The 17,845-nt window shown below is 54.1% G+C and carries 9 protein-coding genes; 4 read left to right on the forward strand and 5 right to left on the reverse strand.

What is annotated here, in order from left to right; genetic code table 11:
• Positions 1-117 precede the first annotated feature (117 nt).
• Together IPM50_05760 and IPM50_05765 are read left to right on the forward strand one after the other, a co-directional pair.
• A complete protein-coding gene (locus IPM50_05760) occupies positions 118-4,773 on the forward strand; it encodes a carboxypeptidase regulatory-like domain-containing protein (GenBank protein QQS34080.1) in 4,656 nt (1,551 codons plus the stop codon).
• A gap of 291 nt (positions 4,774-5,064) precedes the next feature.
• Positions 5,065-7,011 (forward strand): carboxypeptidase regulatory-like domain-containing protein, encoded by a 1,947-nt coding sequence (locus IPM50_05765; GenBank protein QQS34081.1) that lies wholly within the window; start codon positions 5,065-5,067, stop codon positions 7,009-7,011.
• Positions 7,012-7,160: 149 nt separating this feature from the next.
• On the opposite strand, the gene IPM50_05770 is transcribed toward IPM50_05765, so the two are convergent.
• The 5 genes from IPM50_05770 to IPM50_05790 all read right to left on the reverse strand — a co-directional run bounded on the left by IPM50_05770 (position 7,161) and on the right by IPM50_05790 (position 15,056).
• Positions 7,161-8,297, reverse strand: a complete 1,137-nt coding sequence (locus tag IPM50_05770) for a citrate synthase (GenBank protein QQS34082.1) — start codon at positions 8,295-8,297, stop codon at positions 7,161-7,163.
• An 83-nt stretch (positions 8,298-8,380) separates the two neighbouring features.
• Positions 8,381-9,148, reverse strand: a complete 768-nt coding sequence (locus IPM50_05775; GenBank protein QQS34083.1) for an SAM-dependent chlorinase/fluorinase — start codon at positions 9,146-9,148, stop codon at positions 8,381-8,383.
• Positions 9,149-9,259: 111 nt separating this feature from the next.
• Entirely contained in the window at positions 9,260-10,327 is a 1,068-nt protein-coding gene (locus tag IPM50_05780) for a hypothetical protein (GenBank protein QQS34084.1), read from the reverse strand.
• A 202-nt stretch (positions 10,328-10,529) separates the two neighbouring features.
• Positions 10,530-13,076: a carbohydrate binding family 9 domain-containing protein gene (locus tag IPM50_05785; GenBank protein QQS34085.1), complete on the reverse strand. Its 2,547-nt coding sequence runs from the start codon at positions 13,074-13,076 to the stop codon at positions 10,530-10,532.
• A 114-nt stretch (positions 13,077-13,190) separates the two neighbouring features.
• Positions 13,191-15,056 carry a DUF4097 family beta strand repeat protein gene (locus IPM50_05790; GenBank protein QQS34086.1) on the reverse strand — a complete coding sequence of 622 codons (1,866 nt, stop codon included), beginning with the start codon at positions 15,054-15,056 and terminating at the stop codon, positions 13,191-13,193.
• A 267-nt stretch (positions 15,057-15,323) separates the two neighbouring features.
• Between IPM50_05790 and IPM50_05795 the strand changes: the two genes are divergently transcribed.
• On the forward strand, positions 15,324-16,544 hold the full coding sequence (locus IPM50_05795; GenBank protein ID QQS34087.1) for a hypothetical protein: 1,221 nt from the start codon (positions 15,324-15,326) through the stop codon (positions 16,542-16,544).
• Positions 16,545-16,551: 7 nt separating this feature from the next.
• Positions 16,552-17,784: a glycosyltransferase gene (locus IPM50_05800; GenBank protein QQS34088.1), complete on the forward strand. Its 1,233-nt coding sequence runs from the start codon at positions 16,552-16,554 to the stop codon at positions 17,782-17,784.
• Positions 17,785-17,845 lie beyond the last annotated feature (61 nt).

The following is a 17,845-nucleotide window of genomic DNA, read 5'->3' on the forward strand; positions in this document are numbered from 1 at the left end:
AAAAAGTATGCTTGGTGCCGACTCCAGCGCCACTAAGTCGATAAGTTCGGAAGTAACTTTAGTCGTCAGTATAACGAGTGGCGAAATGTCCATATTCCATAGGGGGGAATTCTAAAAGTGTTTAATCGTAGATCAGTAAACCGGATCGCAGTCATTTTCTGTGCGGCGATCATACTTGTTTTGTCTCAGTCAGCCTCTGCTCAAACGTGGAGCGGAAATTTCAGCACGCTTTGGAACAGCGGCAATAATTGGAGTGGAGGTATCGTGCCAGTAGCGGGAGCTGACGTCACGATCGACGCGATCACCCCTAACCAGCCTACTCTGAATGTCAATAGTAACCCTCTAAATTCGATCACGATCTCCGGCGGCACGTTGACTATCAATGCTGCTCTGACCGCTACGACGATCAACATTTCGGGTACGGGAAATGTCGTTGTCGGAGTCGGCGGGTCGATAATTGGCAACGTCAACAAAGGCGGAACAGGAACTTTGAGCCTGAATGGCGGCACGATCAATGGCAGTGTTTCGCTAACAGATGGGATATTCAATGGCGGAGGGACCGTTACCGGATCATTTACGCAAAACGGCGGGACATTTAATGGCGGTTCGACGGCATTTACAGTTGATTCGGCATTTACGCAAACTGGCGGCGAATTCAATGCCGGATCAGCATCGACCTCGTTCAACCTGGGATCGGACTTTATCGGCGGCACTTTCAATCTCGCTGCCGGAACACTGTTCGGCGGCAATGTCACGTTGCAAGGCGCTCTGATAAACGTTACCGGTGGCAACTTCAACATTGGATCGCTGGCACAGAGTTTCGGGGCCTTTCAATGCAGCGGCGGAGCGAGTGTGTCGATACCGGCTCTCAATCAGAGCGGCGGCACATTTAGTGGCGGCAATTGTGCGACGACCACTACGAACCTGAACTTGTCCGGCGGGACATTCAATGCATCGAGCGGCAACACGACCATAAATGGCGATCTAACGATAAGCGGGTCCGGGACATTTAACGCGGGAACCGGAACTGTCACATTCGGAACTTTCCAGAATACGATCAATGTTCCGAGCGTATTGACCTTGAACAACATGACGATCAACAAGACTGGGGCGATCACGAATGTGGTCATCTCGTCGGGGAACGTGGTGCGCGTGAACGGCACGACGACCTTTACCCGCGGTCGAATAAATGGCCCGGGCAATCTGGAAGTGTTTGGGAATGTGTCTGTCGGCTCGACGTTCAGCGGCGGGAACGCTCAGATCATCTTTACGGGTACCAACGTTCAGACACTCGAACGGCTCGGAACGGGCGTGCCCCCGACCGGAGTGTGGACGCTTGATAAACTCGGTGGAAGTGTCTCACTTTTGACTGATATCAATCTCGACGGAGGGACGGTCGCCGTAAACCTTACCAACGGTACTTTCAATACAAACGCATTCACGTTGATGACCGGCGGCCGAACTATTATTGCCACAAACGGTTACGTTAACGGAGCTCTAAGGCGCACGTTTTTCAGTGCGGGAACTGCCAGATTCAATGTCGGTACCGCTGCGGGAGCTGCGCCTGTTGATGTTAACGCGACAGCAGGCACTTTTGGCGGAGGGACGACATTCACTGTACGTGCGAACAGCGGTGTATTGACCGGAGCTCTTTCGGACTATTCCATCACGCGAAATTGGAGCCTCGATCCGAGCCCCGGCGGTATCACCCAGGCAGATCTGACGTTCAATTATCTGCAGACAGACGTTCCCAGTATCGCGATAGAATCAAATTTTGGCGTTCTGCGTCGTACCGGCGTGACGACCGAAAACCTCGGCGGAACCATAGATGTCGTTAACAACACTGCCTCTATCACAGGCGTCACGGCGTTCTCAGACTGGTCGGTCGGAGCCCTGACACCGCCGCCGAGCTGCGCTTTGCCGGTGTTGCGCGGGAATAATGCGACTTCTGCGAATGGGAGAGCACCGCAAGGTTCACGGCAGTTCGTAAACAGTAAATACTTGATACTTGCAAATGAGATGGCGCAGTCCGGTCACACGGGGCCGGTCGGTTCGATCGGCTGGCGTTGGAACGTGCCCAGCCCGCCTGCAGCCGCGGCACCGATTGCTCAGTCGGTCGCAACGACAGGAAACCTCAGGGTGTATTTGCTCGACACACCGGCGGCGGCGACAGCGTTGCCGAATGCCACCATCGACCCGACAGGATTTACCAAGATCATTGACGGCACAATTTCGATACCTGCGGGTATTGCAGAGATCAACATTGACGTACCGATCGGCGGTCCGGGTACTTCGTTATTTACACCGACGCCCGGCAATGCGGTAACGGTATTGTTTGAATATCAAACCACCAGTCCACTTGCAACACCACTTGGAGGGCCCAATGTTTTTTCCACGACTGCTGCTTCAGGTAATGTCCTTTCAACATATCAGTCGCAGACCGTGAACGGGACCGCCGGTACATTCTCAAACTTCCGTCCGGAAACTCGCTTTGGCACATTCACATCTAATGATGCTAGTGTCACACAGATTTATTCTTATGGTGAGGTCCCACTTGGACTCGCGTCGCCTAAAAGCATTCGTGCCTTTGTCAGGAATCTAGGCGTCAACAGCCTTGTCAACTTGCCGGTAACTCTCGACATCACTGGGGCCGAGGTCTTTACCGACACGCAAACGATCCCTGCCCTTCCGGGCTGTAGCCAATCCGTTGTTACTTTCTCGGCATTTTCGCCTACATTGCTGGGTTCGAATTCAATCGCCGTTTCGGTTCCTCCCGATGATGTTAATGCCAATAATTTGAGTTCGAGACCGCTAGATGTGACCGAACTCGGGTATAGCTACAAATATCCCGGAACAACGAGTTCCAACGGTGCCGGCTTTTCCGGAGGCTCAGGGGCTATTATTGGAAGATTCTCAACTACTTCGTCAGAGGAGATAGCCGATGTGAGGTTGGAGTTTTTTTCAGCATCGGCGACCACATATCGGATCGCCATTTATGGCGATTCGGGTGGAGTTCCTTCAACGGTTCCGATCTATGTTGATGCCGCAGATCGGACCGTCTCATCTGCGGGACCCCAACTGATAACGCTGCCGGCACCGGTTCCGGTCGGTCCGGGAGATTTCTATGTCGGAATTCAACAGACGAATACAACGAACTTTGGACTCGCGTTTGATACAGAGATACCTGTACGGAGCGGAGAACAGTATTTTGCAAACCCAAACCCGCCTGTTGCGTGGAACGACCTAGGACCCGCGGGTAGCTTCAAATATAACATTGGGATAAATCTCGCAGGCGTGCCGACGCCTTCGCCGACTCCGACCGCGACAGCAACACCGACTGCCACACCGACGCCGTCTTGCACCGTCGATCCGGTGGTGACGACGTTGGCGGATAGCGGAGTGGGCAGTCTAAGGCAGGCCGTGATAGATGCGTGTCCGTCTAGCGAGATCACGTTTGCGTTACCGTTTGCGGCGAGGGGCGAGAACGGTACTGACGGCGGCGACACGATCACGCTGACGGGCGAGATCGCGATCGCGATACCGTTGACGATCACCGGTCCGGGAGCGGATCAGTTGACGATCAGCGGCGACAACGTGGGCCGTCATTTCTCGATCTCGGGCGCAAACATCGTGAACATCTCAGGTGTGACAATGACGCAAGGCAACGGCATCGGGGCATCGGATTCCGGCGGCTGCGGTGCGGTTCGTGTAGCCGGGGCGACGGTGAATCTTATCGGAACGGTCATCACGAATAACTCTGCTGGCAATTTTGGCGGCGGGATATGTAATATCGCGGGAACGGTGAATATCACCGATAGCACAGTTAGCAACAACACGGCTCTCGTTGGCGGCAGCTATTATGACACCAACAATGTAAGTGTGTTGAACATCGTCCGATCTACGTTCACGGGAAACACGGCTACTACGAACGGTGCGACCGGCGGTGCGATCGACACTGTCGCAAACCTGTCGATCATAAACTCAACGATCAGCGGCAACACAAAAACCGGCACGGGCAACGGCTCGGCGGGCGGGATCCTTTCGTTTGCCGACGTGCTGATCGAAAGCAGCACGATAACGAACAACTCATCCACAGGCACGGACAGTGCCGGCGGCGTGCGCTCTTTTGCCGGACTGTTCACCATTAGAAACTCGATCATTGCCGCCAATGTAAACAACGGGACGATGCCTGATGTGGTCGGTGCGTTCACGTCGCAGGGCTACAACCTCATCGGCAATGTCGGTACGGCGACCGGATTCACCGGAATCGCGGATCAGGTCGGCACCGGCGGTGCGGGGGTTCTTAACCCGCTGATCGCGCCTTTGCAGATGAACGGCGGACCGACGGCGACGCACTCTCTACTGATGGGTAGCCCGGCGTGGGATCGCGGTAATTCGTTCTCGCTGACGACCGATCAACGCGGACAGCTTCGGCCGACGGACTTCACCGGCATCGCCAACGCTCCCGGCGGCGACGGTGCCGACATCGGTGCGGTCGAGATGCTGATTCCAACATCCGCCGGTGTCGAAGTATCAGGACGCGTATTCACGGCGAGCGGATCGCCTCTACGCAACGCCACAGTTACGATGACCGACGCCGCAGGCGTGGTCCGCACAGCGGTAACTTCCTCGTTCGGCTACTACCGTTTCGAAGGCGTGCCTGTTGGTGACTCATTCGTAATGAGCGTCAGCTCACGCAGCTACCGCTTCACACCGCGTGTCGTTCAGGTGCTCGACACACTGACAGATGTTGATTTCGTGGGACTGGAGTGACACGTCGGACCGCAGGCTGCCAGCATGCATCTTGTCAGAACCACCTGCGGTAGCGGGTGGTTGTTCGCCGGACCGCAGGCAAGCTGCCTGCGGACCGACCACGTTCGCCGCCTGCTAATGAAGGCGGCATTTTTTTGTTGTCCGCACTCTTTGCGGCGTGTTAATATCGGAAATTGCCCAAGGCTTTCGCTTCGTTGAAATTTGCGTTGTCAACACTCCTCCTTTTCGACCGGCCGCCTTTTCCGAATAACACTAGTGAAAGACCAAGATCGGCGATGGTCCCAATAAATTATGCTCTTTTCTAAATTATTGAATGATCCGCTTCGGGCGGCTGTTCTCATTGCTGCTTTCGCGGGCTTGACCGCTGCATTTATAGGCTTTTCGGTGCCCGCCTCATCTCAGAACGCCAAAGGCAGCAAGGGCGAAAGGAACGTCAGCCGCGAAGGCGACGCCGACCTGGCGGCTGAAATTCGCCGTCTCGCTGACCGTTCGACGATCGGACTGTACGAAGAGATGACTGACCGCGGCGGTACAATGGTTGATCTGCAGGGGCGTTTTATGAACGTGCCGCTTATGGCCATTGATGAAATGGGCCGGTCGGCGACATATTGCGTAACAAGCCTCGAGGAGGCAAATGAATTCTTCGGCCGCGATCTGGAAACGGGACGCCCTTTGTCGGGCAAGCTAGCAGAGTTCCGAACCGACGCCGCGTACCCGGGCATGAGCAAAGCTGAGGTAGAGTTCTACCGGAATATGATCGAGGCCTTCGTAGAGCGGCAAACGGCATCGCCCGAAGCTGCCACGATCACGATCGTAAACAACGACGGAGCAGGCGAGGGCTTTAACGATCCGACACCGGTCAGTCCTGTCGGCGGCAATGAAGGCACCACGCTCGGCCAGCAGCGGCTGAATGTATTCAATTTCGCCGCAAACATATGGGCTTCTTTTTTGGACAGTTCGGTAAATATTCAGGTTCGATCGCAGTTCGATCCGTTGACCTGCACACCCACATCCGCTGTCCTTGGTTCCGCCGGCGCCGTCACTGTCCATAACAATTTTACGGGAGCCGTTTTAACGAACACATGGTACAGCCAGGCACTGGCAAACAAGCAGGCCGGTGTCGACCTGAGTGCCTCGCCGGACATCAACGCCACGTTCAATTCAAATCTCAACGGCAGTCCGGGTTGCCTCGGCGGCAGAACGTGGTACATGGGCTTTAACAACACCACGCCGTCGAACACGACGAATCTCTTGGTCGTCCTGCTTCACGAAATGGCTCACGGACTTGGCTTTCAGTCGTTTGCCAATGGAACGACAGGTGCCCTGTTCAACGGACTCCCCGACGCCTACACGACCAATATGTTCGACCGTACGGTCAATCTCGGTTGGAACGAGATGACGAACACGCAGCGTGCCGCTTCGGCATTGAATTCGTCCAACCTGTTGTGGAACGGCCCGAATGTTCGATTGGCGTCAGGCTTTCTGCAGACCTGCCGCGAGGCAGCGACCGGCCGTGTGCAGCTTTTTGCCCCCGCAACATTTCAAAGCGGCTCATCTGTTTCGCATTTTGATACGGCGTGTTTCCCAAACTTGCTCATGGAGCCCTCGATCACGCTAAATCTGCCGCTCGACCTAGACCTGACCAGGCAGCAAATGCGGGATATCGGCTGGTTCCGGGATGCGAACAATGACGGCGTTCCCGATACGATAACGAACGTAACGCCGAGTGGCGGCGTCCTAAGTGTCGGCAGCAATGCGGTCATCAACTGGACGAATACAAGCGGTTTTACACGCAATGTGACCATCGAGCTCTCTACAGACGGCGGTGCGACGTATCCTGTAACTATTGCGACAAATATCGCGAATACCGGCTCGCACTCATTCACGGTGCCGAATCTGCCCACCGCTCAGGCTAAGGTCCGCGTACGTGAGCACAATTTCGTGGACCCGGTGGGCGTGTCCGCGGCAAATTTTGCCATCTCGGCAGACATAGAGGTTTCGGGACGTGTGCTGACGCCGTCGGGACAGGGCCTCCGCAGTGCGACGGTCATACTTACCGACTCAACCGGGGCATCGAGGAACATCACGACCAGTTCTTTCGGATTCTTCCGTTTTGACAACATCAACGCAGGCGAGAACTACACGCTGACGGTCGTTTCTCGGACTTTCCGATTTAACCCGACGAACATAAACACGAATACTTCGATATTCAACTTGGATATAACCGGCGTTGAATAGTGAACGCTAATGATTGTTTGATCGAATTACCCCGCTCATTAGAGCGGGGTTTTTTTATTGCGTGCGCCCCGCAGCTGCATGCGGAAGCGAAAAAAAGGCGTTGGCCTTGAGCCAACGCCATTCAGATCTCGTTAGACCTATCGCCCAAATTACCGTTCCGAGATCGGGACGTATTTCAGGTCGCGGGCTCCGATATATTCGGCACGCGGACGAATGAGCTTGTTGTTCGCGTATTGCTCCAGAATGTGGCCCGTCCAGCCCGATATACGGCTGACCGCAAAGATCGGCGTATAAAGATCCAAAGGAATGTTCATCAGGTAATATGTCGATGCCGAATAGAAATCTACGTTCGGATGCATTCCCTTTTTCTCCAGCATCAACTGCTCTATACGCTGCGACATCTCGAACCACTTCATATCGCCTTTTTTCTCGGACATCGTACGCGAATAGCGTCGAAGCCATGTAGCACGCGGATCCTCTGTCTTGTAAACGGCGTGGCCGATACCCATGATCTTGCGTTTTTCGGCGAGTGCGTTATCGACCCATCCATCGACGGCTTCGAGGCTGCCGATCTCGATGAGCATCTTCATCACGTTGGTGTTAGCACCGCCGTGCAGAGGGCCTGCCAAAGCGGCGATGCCCGCCGTGACCGCACCATACATGCCGGCAAGCGTCCCGGAAACGACTCGTGTAGTAAATGTCGAAGCATTTAGTTCGTGGTCGGCGTGAAGTATCAGGCAGACGTCGAACATACGAGCTTCGTCGGCTTCGGGACGTTCGCCTCGGAGCATATAAAGGAAATTCTCTGCGATCGAAAGGCTCGCATCAGGGGCGACGACCTCGTTGCCATTGCGGATGCGGTCCCACGCAGCGGCGATGGTGCCCATCTGCGCCGTCAACTTGATCGCGGCGTTTGTAGCACGTTCGCGGTCGGTCGCGTGGCCTTCCTTGTCATAAAAATCCAGCGACGAGACCGCCGTTCTGAGAACGTCCATCGGATCCGCGTCCGCCGGAAACGTCTTCATCATGTCGATGACCGCTGCCGGCACGCCGTAATTCGCTCTGAACTGCGCCTTCAGAGCATCGAGTTCATCCTGCTTAGGCAGACGGCCGTTCCATAGAAGATAAACGACCTCTTCAAATGTGGAATGCTCGGCCAGATCGTGGATGTTATAGCCCTGATAAATAAGGATGCCTTCTTCGCCATTGACATCGCCGATGGCGCTCTGTGCGGCAACGACGCCGCGAAGTCCTGCTGCTGCTGTTGATTCTGTTGCTGTAGCCATTATGTTAAACCCTCGATTATTAAAGCACTTTCTGCAAATTTCTATTTTATCCGAGCAGGTTGCCTGTTACAAGTTATTCCCGCTCAGAGCTTGGGAAAGACGACCGTGTCGCCGACCGATGCACCAAGTTCTGTAGCTGCAGATGCACCGTTCAGCGATATCTCGATAAGGCCGATACTGCCCGCGATCAAGAACAATTCGCCGCTTTCGCCGTCAACGTAACACTGCAATGTCCTTTCTATTTTTTCGGCGTTCACCTCTGCCGTTAGGACGTTTTCGAGGCAGCTTGCCGGAACATTCGTTATCACGTTGCCGAATCGGTCAATATGCAGCACGCGGCCGATCATTGTTTCGCCATTATTTTCGGGATAGATGCACTGTAAACGGACGGCATCGGAAACCGACCGGCCAAGCTCTTCGATCGGCGTTCCGAGAGCGATGTGAGCGGCAGCCGGAGCGAAAATGTCGCGTCCGTGAAATGTCTTACTTATGTCCGCCGAAGGCTTGAATTGCCTTTCGATCAAGTTAACTTCTGCGTTTGTGGAGGTGTCCAATAGAAAGCTGAAAATACCGTTGTCAGGCCCGACCAGGAATCTTTCGTCCGCCTTTACAGCGATAGGCCTTCGATTCGAGCCCACGCCCGGGTCGACCACAGCAACGATCACAGTGCCGGCAGGCATGTCGCGGAAACACGCAAAAAGCGTGAATGCCGCTGAATGAATATCCCCCGGCGGTATCTCGTGCGTTATATCAAAAACCGGGACATTCGGTGCGATTCCGGTGATCACGCCTTTCATCGAGGCGGCAAAATGGTCGCGTGTTCCGAAATCGGTCAAAAGAGCGATCGCCATAAATAAATTATCCACGCCGCAGGAGCGATACCGAAAAGGAGAAGTAAACGGTATCACCCCGTGGCGTGGAATGGAGGCTGACCAGGCAGCAAAGATCGCCTTGCAGAGCGATTATCTGATCTGTGTTTCGTATGCCGTACGGATACGGATGCTTTGATTGCGGGAAATTCGCACGTGTTTGCCGCGTTCGATGACGACAGCACCGACGCCGAAAGCAGCTCCCATGCCGGCTCCGACAGCGACGCCTACAGGCCCGCCGACCACTCCGCCGATGAGTGCACCTGCTCCCGTCGCACCGCCGACCTTGATGGCGTCGGATTTGAGCGAGCTCTTTCCGACCGCCGTTCCCTCGTCATCAACGCGATGGATATTGTCACCCTTCACGGGCATAACTTCGATGAGCGTCGCACTGAAATTTGCCCATCGGTTCTCGCTGAGCAGGATGCGGTCAAATGAAAGCAGCATTTCCGATCGGCCTTTTAGACGGCCTGCGGTCTTTATCTTGCTCACGCGGCCCTCGACTATCGCGCCTGCGATCTCGGAAGGTGCTACGACCTTTGCAGTAAATCTGTCGCCTTCGCGGCTTTGCTGCGTGTTGAGGTCGTCCTGGATCTCAAGAATCAGTTCAGTGTCGCGCGGAATGACAATTATCGCGTTCGGATCACCCTGATATTGCGGCGATGCCATCGCGGTCTTTTCGATACGGACGGTGTCGTTCGTTATGGCTGCCGGCGTTTCGCCGGAGGTAGCTGTAACAGGAGCGGCCGGAACCGTGTTTTTCGCCGCCATCGTTTGACGGTCATTGACCAACACACCGCGCCGTTTGAGCCCTGTCGGAAGCGAAGCTTCAAATGACCGGCGTTCGTAGCCGGTGTTGTAGCCTGACTCGAAGCCCTGCTGATAGCCGTCACGATAATCTTCTATCGAACCGTAGTCCTTGTTGTAGGCACGATCGGCCTTGGTGTACTCAGGATGCCTGGCGAAATCTTTCGCTGCACTGTCTATCGTATCGCGATAGCCCGCCATATATCCGTCGGAATATCCTGTTCTGTAGCCTCGCTGCAGTGCAAAAACCGCCGGATCGCCGGTCTGTGCGGTAGCGGTATAGCCCGCGGAAAATGCCAAGATCGTTAATATAGTGCTTAACGCAAGTAAGCCACTTTTGCTGCTTAACCTCATCTGATTCTCCTGTCTTTGAAACGTGTAAATGGAGTGAAAATGCAACTTCCGCATATACTTATACAGCAAATGCTTAAGCATTACAACATCTTTTTTCACTTTTTTTGTGGATTTTGGCCTCGTGTGTTTAAGGAAATGTTTAAGAAAAGAAAAAGCCGCCGATCGCTCGGCGGCCAAGAGGAGGAAAAAACCAATGAAGACGTCAGAAACTCTTCCTGAACAGATACGACGCCCTAACGAAGAAAGTTCGGCTGTCGCGTTTCAGTCCCGGTTCGTATTGGCCCGTGAACGGGTTGAAGCCGTTATAGTTGATACTGTCGTTATATCCCGCATATATCGCCGTGCCCGGATTTGGTGCCCAGCCGAACAGCACCTGTCCCGCGAAGTTTCGCCGCATAGAATCGTAGTCCAGGCGAAAGCGTGTGAACAGGAACCTCGTGAATTGATATGTCGAGCGAAGGCTGAATATGTCGGAATCAAAACGCCGCTCACCCGTTTCCTTTCTGTTCATGCGGCTTTTGCGATACGAAGCGGATATCCGCAAAGGATCGACCGGTTTTACTTCACCCCAAACCTCTGCATCAGTTTGAAGTGCCGGCCCGGGGTCCTGCAGTCCTGTTGCCGGATCAAAATAAAAATAGTCGAAAACGTTTCGCCGCATTCCGACAAACGCGCCGTAGTTAAATTTCTTGTTGTATGCTTGGTTGATATTTGCCGAAAGGGTCTGTACCCATGTGGACCGCGTAGGCTCACCCAGAAAGGTTCCCTGCGGGCGCGTAGATGTGCGCTTCAGGCCGAATTCTTCTTCGTAGATCTTCTGATAGGTCTGGTTGAAATTGAAATTAAGATAGGTCGACCGCTGCAGGCTGAGCCCGAGGCTCGTCCCGAGATTTGCACCTTGCGTGCGGCCCTTCCAGTCGTAGTCAAAACTGACGAATCTCTGCCAATTCGCCCTGATGATCTTTGCGGTCGGTTTCGATTCTGTGCTCCAGCGATTGAACAAAAAGAGGAAATTAGTATCGGTCTGACGCGTGAAACCGCTGTCTGTGCGGTACTTTCCGCTTCGGCCGCCCGCTTCAAAGAACCAGCCCGAACGATCCGTCGTGTAATCCAGATTGGCGTAATATCCGATACCGTTCCCTACGCGATACCTGTTGTAAGTGCCGTTGGAAAGCGGGTTGCTGCCGGTCGATCCGGTGCCGCAGATCTCGCGGTTACGCTGTGCCTGAACCGGATCCGCGGCCGGATCGAACTCCCTTTCCAAAAAGCAGCGTTTTGAGTTCGTGCCGACGACCTGAAACGACGATGTGATTTTTGGCGATAATTTCATCCTCCCGTCAAAGCCGGCTGTCAGATTCTTTTGCTCAACAAAATTCCTGTAAGTACCAAAAAAGCCGATGTTGTTCTCCTTACCAATATCACGCTTTAGGCGAAGAACGGCGAACATCGAATTCTTGTCAACAAATTCGGAGATCCTTGGCAGCACCTGCGGGTCATTGCGGTCCTCGTCGCTGTAGTTTCCCGGGGCTTTGTCGGAAGCCGCGAGTATGCCGAAAGATGTTTTCCCTTTCTTGCCGGTCAGTTTCACTGCAGCGTCGGGATCGACGATATTCCGCGAATAAAAGACCTGAAGCGGTGAACGGAAAATATCCGCCCCTTCCAGAAAGAACGGACGCTTTTCCTCGAAGAAGATCGGAAAACGCTGATTTGCGGTCACGACCGGCGCGTCGGCTTCGATCTCGGCAAAATCGGGATTTATGGCGGCATCCAAGGTCACACTCGGACTGATCGTGTATTTCAGCGTGACGCCTATGTCATGTTTGATCGGCTGATTCACGAAACGTCCCTGATCAATGACGCCCGGCAAAAGCTGATTGCGAGGTATCGTTCTGGTACGCCGGCCGGTCTGCGACAGCGTCACGCTCGGTACGACCTCCAGCGTCCGTTCGTACTTTACGTCGTCCAGTCCTGTTATTTTTCCATGCTTGATCAAAAAGCCTGCGACGTTGCGGTCATCGGGCAGCCATTGATTTAATTCATCATTGAGCCGGTCGATGTTTCGGGCGACGTTGAAGCCCCACATCACGCCCTTTCCGGCTCGATAACGCAGCGATTTGAACGGAATTTTTACTTCTACCGACCAGCCCCAATCTTCGAGCACTCCTCGCGATTCCATCACGATGTCTACCGAAAAGTCGGCTCCCTGTCCCTCGGTAAAAATGCCGTCCTGCTGAATGCCGAGCGGATTGAAACCCAGCACATAGGCTCGCCTCTGGTCATTGAAGGTGTCGAGCCAGACGCGTACGTTATCCTCTCCGAAAACATTGTCGCGTTTGGCTACCGTTGCACGTATCTTGTCGCGGTCGTCAAAGCATTTGAAAGCCAAATAGATATGCTTTTCATCATAAAGCATGTAAACGATGGTCGGCTTCGAAGGAGCGATGTTGTCGCCGGGAGCTACTTGATAAAAATCATCGAATACGGCTGCCTGTTGCCAGATCTCTTCGTCGATGCGGCCGTCGATCGTCGGTGGGACAAATGCCTTTGGTATCGTAACGGGACGCATTTTATGTGCAGGCACCATTACTTTTCCGACAGGCTGAGAAGCTTCGTCGGGCCGGGGCGAAATGCCCGAGCCGTTGCTCTCAACCGGTTGTGGAAGCGGACTCGCGGACGGCCCGCCCCCGTTCTGTGCCGCTGCTGCGGCGCAGAGAAATGAAACGAATGCTATGACTGCAAGAAATCTCATTTTGACGGATCCTCAAACTCCGCGGCAGGATGCAGCGGGCCAAGAGTGCGACAACGTATTCAAACGGAATCGCACATTAATTGTTTCAATTAATTGGTCTTAGGGAAAGAGCGGTCAGTTGGATGATAGGCCCAATGATGCCCGGCTTCTGATGACGACCTCGCCGCCTGACGCGACCAGATAGCGAGCACCGCCATTGCCGAGACGGAATTTATCGCTGCCGATGCGCCTCAATTCGAATCCGTCGCCCCGCACCTCATCGCGTGTCTCTATGTCTGCCGAGACCGCTTGCGGCAAGGTCAGCACCACATCGCCGTTTGGGCTTTTAGCGTTCAATTCACTGAGGTCACCGTCTATCATTATCACGCCGTCGGCATTCTCTGCCGTCACGCTGCCCGTAAATCCGACGACACGGATCCGGCCGCTGCGGCTGTTCACGGCAAGTTCGCCCTCTGAATCGCGAACGCTGACGCCTTCGGCGGAGCCTGACAGATGCATCTTGCCCCGAAAACCCGTAACACGGATCTCGTTCGCGGAGTTTACCGTCAGGTCGATATTTCGCGGAATACTTATCTCGACGCGGGTGCCGCGGCGGACCGAAGAAAAGCCCGGAGTTCCGGCTGACGATGCCGGGCCGACTATTGTCAGCACCGCCCCTTCCGGAGTGAGATTCTCGTTGACCCCGATATTTTCCGAACTTCGCGGATCACCAACGCTTATGACACGATATTCGACCTCATTTCGATCCCATCCTTTTACGGAGACTGCCGCCTTTTCGGCGATGATGGTCAGCTTCTTGTTGTTCTCGAGCGGGAACTTCCCTGATTTTGTCTCCAGACGCGGCACGCCTGCCGTGAAACCCGCATCGGCTATGCGCGCCAAAGCTGCCGACTGCATGATCTCAACATTCTTCATCGCCTCGATGACGGCTTCGGACCGTAAGGCCTGCTCAGCGGTCTTTGCGGCCTCTGCCGTCACCTTTTTCAGTTCAGGCGCGAGCTTTTTCATTTCGGCATTTAGTTCTTCGGTCATCTTTTTCGTAGCTTTAGCAAGTTCGGCATTGACGCGAGCCATGTTTGTTGAAGACCACTCTTCATTATCGGAGCCGCCTTGCGGCAAAAGGTCGACCGCAGGAAACTGCTGCTTGCCGTCCTTCTTCCGGTTTATCGAAAGCGGGCCGTTAACGCTCGACAACTTGACACGTGCATCGCCCGAGCCGATACGGCCGCGCATGTCGCGTCCGACGAATTTGCCCTTGCGTATCGAAAGGCCGAACTCGTTCGTGATGGTGCCGTTGACCGAATCCGCCGTTATCGTGGCGTTTGTGTCAGACGGTAGAGTCAAAGCGACACGGCCGTTCACGGTCTCAAGCGAGATACTGCTCGTTGCATCGAGTTGGTTGAATTCTGCGGAAACCTCGCCGTTAACGGTCGACAGCTTTGCCGTTCCTTTAAGGTCTGACGCGACCACTTTTCCGTTCACAGCAGCGGCAGTGATCTGATTCGTGAAGTTTGAGATACGCACCTCGCCGTTAACGGTGTCGATGCCTCTCAGTACAGCACCGCGGGGAGCCATTACTTTATATTCAACGTTCATTCGGCGGCCCTGTTTCCAAGAGCCCGGCTCGTTATCAGTCTTCTTGTACTCGGTCTTTACCCTGAACAGGTCCGCTCTGGAATCGATCTTGATAACGACCAGTTCCAATGATTCGCGGCTGTCCGCAGTGACGACATAACTCAATTTGACCTCGTTGCGGTCCCAGGACTCGACAGTGATCGCCCCGTTGATATTGCCGATGGTAACGGTTCCGTTCGCTGAGATCGGATACGTCTGCTCAAAACGCACCGTCTCGTCTTGTACTGCCGAATGAACCGCGGTCGGCGTGCAGGTCTCGCCGGTCGTCCGGTCAAATATCGACCCGACCTCCACACCGGACGATGCCACCAAACTCGAAATGACAAAAGTAAATAACCAATTCATGATTCCCTCGCTAAGTATGAATTAGATGAAAGCGAATGTCGCTGTATCTGACCAAAATACACCGTGCCTTCAGCATTTGTGACAAAAGACGCACAAATTCTCATTTTCGATCCAATAGGGATGGGGCATGTCATTCCGTGAAATGCTGTCAGTCTCGGCGGAGTTCAAATTAAATCATTTTTCACATCTTCTTTACGGCGAATTAACTCGTCCGTCTCAAACTGAGGTCGTCTTTCCGCTTTCCTGCGGCGGGCAAAAGAAAAAACGATGACCAAGTCAATGACCGAAGTAACTATTCTCGAGAGAGCCTTTGACCTCTCAGATTCTGCCAAAGCAGGCGTATCGCTTCATTGCCACACGGAGGCGTCAAAGGAAATGTTGGATTTCGTCCCTCATTACGCCAAGATGCTGCCCGTAATTTCACATTTCTGGGCTCGAGAAAAAGTAAGATATCGCGAAAAGAATGGGCGCGATCTGGATTTTTCAGGGGCATTCTGGTCGCCGCCCTTGGATCCGGGCCATGTGTTCGATTCTGAGAAAAAGCAGATCAATGATGCCGGGCTTGACGCGATGGTCTCAATAACCGATCACGACAACATAGAAGGAACAATGTCCCTGAACGCCGGCCGTGATCCCGAAACGATGCCGATATCCTTCGAATGGACCGTTCCCTTCAGATACGGCTTCTTTCATCTGGGCGTCCACAATTTGCCTGTAGAAAGGGCAGCCGTGATGACATCGCACCTTCTCGACTACACATTCAATGAAGCCTCGCAGACCGACGAGAGGCTTCATGAGTTGTTTGACATGCTGAATGCCGATCCATCGATCTTGATAGTATTCAATCATCCTATCTGGGACATCGAATTGGTGGGTGAAGAACTGCATCGACGGCTTCTCGATGAATTTTTGGGTATCTTTGCTGAAGATCTGCACGCATTGGAACTCAACGGATTCCGCTCATGGTCGGAAAACCGCGAGACATTGGAATTGGCCGAGAGATACCAACTTCCCGTTGTCTCAGGCGGGGACCGGCACGGCTGCAGACCGAATACCGTGATCAATTTGACTAGGGCCGATACATTCAGCGAATTCACCGAAGAGGTGCGTCGCGACAAACACAGCCGCATTGCCGTGTTGCCGGAATACTCTATCCCGCTTCACTCGCGTCAGCTTCAGAGCTTTTCTGAGATCTTGTCGTTCCACGATTTTTTGCCCCAACACCGCCAACGCTGGTTTGACCGTGTGTTCTTCGACATGAACGACGGACGCGGCAGCGTGTCGCTTGCATCGCACGGCTGGAAGAATGGCGGCCCTGTATGGCTGCGTTGGGCGATCTGGACCCTCGGCGCCCTCAGCAGGCCGAAATTCAGGCCGTTGTTTCGTGCATTGAGGGCAAAAGCGGACATTCCAAGTCCGTTATGTGTAGAATTGCAGGAAAAGGCAACGCCCGCGATGGTTCGGGCAGCTGCGGCAAATGCCGGATAGCATTCGAATGAAAGTTCCCCGCGTCGCATTATTTGCGGATTCCTATGATCAAGTAAACGGGGCGGCGATGACTCTTCGCCGCCTCGTTGACTATGCGGAAGCCCACGAATTTCCATTCATCTGCTTTTTTGACACCGAAAAGAAGAAGGAAACACACCGAGGCAGCGTCATCGAATTCCCCGTTCGCCACTCATTCTTATCCATCGATCTCGACAAAGGCTTAAACTTCGATCCGCTCTTTCTTCGCCACTTTCGCCGAGTGGCTCGGGAGTTGGAAAGATTCCGTCCCGACCTGATACATATCACGGGCGTGAACGACATCAGCATTCTTGGGGTCCTTCTGTCCGAAAAATTCGATCTGCCGATGATGGCCACATGGCATACAAATGTACATGAATTTGGCTCAAGGCGACTGGTGAAACACCTGTGGTTCATGCCCAAACGGACGCGTGCGAGAATAGGTGAGTTCGTTGAGAAGAAGATCTTTGACTGGGCAATGCTCTATCACAAGATACCTCAATTGACGCTGGCACCGAATCCGGAGATCGTGGAACAGCTTGAAAAGCGGACCGGCCGCGCCGCCGGCTTGATGGAACGCGGCGTGGACTGCGAAGCATTTGACACCGCGTTCCGAAATGTTGACGACGGCATATTTCGCTTCGGCTACGTCGGCCGCCTGCAGGCGGAAAAGAACGTAAGGCTGCTCGCCGAAGTTGCGCGGGGCGTTCCGTTCGAGTTGAAGGATAAGGTTCGTTTCCTGATAGTAGGTGATGGTGCCGAATTGGGATTCTTGAGGGAGAACATACCGAATGCTGAGTTGCCCGGATTCTTAAGAGGCAGAGATCTCGCGGCCGCATACGCGAACATCGATGTATTTCTATTTCCCTCCGAGACCGACGCCTTCGGCAACGTCGTTCTGGAGGCGAATGCATCGGGCGTTCCCGCCGTCGTCCTGGACAAAGGAGGGCCCAAATTCCTCGTGCGGCACGGCGTGAACGGCATGGTGGCACATTCGTTCAACGAGTTCGTCGAGCACGCGATCGCCCTGCTCCGTTCCCCATCGCTGGTCAAGGAGATGAAACGCCGTTCCCGTGAGATCGCGATCGAGAGAAGCTGGGATCAGATCTTTCGCGGCGTGTATTCCGCATACGAAGAATGCCTCGAGATACGACGTTCGTCGCGTGCACGTGCGGCAGCGAGCGGTTCCGTGCCTGCCGAAATACCAAGACCAACCCGTTAGCCAGCCCGTGTTCGTAAAAGCTTGCTTCGTCTTTGCCGAAACGCGTATGTTATCATTTACG

It is taken from the genome of Acidobacteriota bacterium (assembly GCA_016700075.1).
Classification (GTDB): Bacteria; Acidobacteriota; Blastocatellia; order Pyrinomonadales; family Pyrinomonadaceae; genus OLB17.

Excerpts from the sequence above, each read along its gene's own strand:
- IPM50_05800 (QQS34088.1), top strand. The coding sequence starts at position 16,552 with ATGAAAGTTCCCCGCGTCGCATTATTTGCGGATTCCTATGATCAAGTA.
- IPM50_05785 (QQS34085.1), bottom strand. The coding sequence starts at position 13,076 with ATGAGATTTCTTGCAGTCATAGCATTCGTTTCATTTCTCTGCGCCGCA.
- IPM50_05765 (QQS34081.1), top strand. The coding sequence starts at position 5,065 with ATGCTCTTTTCTAAATTATTGAATGATCCGCTTCGGGCGGCTGTTCTC.
- IPM50_05790 (QQS34086.1), bottom strand. The coding sequence starts at position 15,056 with ATGAATTGGTTATTTACTTTTGTCATTTCGAGTTTGGTGGCATCGTCC.
- IPM50_05770 (QQS34082.1), bottom strand. The coding sequence starts at position 8,297 with ATGGCTACAGCAACAGAATCAACAGCAGCAGCAGGACTTCGCGGCGTC.
- IPM50_05795 (QQS34087.1), top strand. The coding sequence starts at position 15,324 with ATGACCAAGTCAATGACCGAAGTAACTATTCTCGAGAGAGCCTTTGAC.
- IPM50_05780 (QQS34084.1), bottom strand. The coding sequence starts at position 10,327 with ATGAGGTTAAGCAGCAAAAGTGGCTTACTTGCGTTAAGCACTATATTA.
- IPM50_05775 (QQS34083.1), bottom strand. The coding sequence starts at position 9,148 with ATGGCGATCGCTCTTTTGACCGATTTCGGAACACGCGACCATTTTGCC.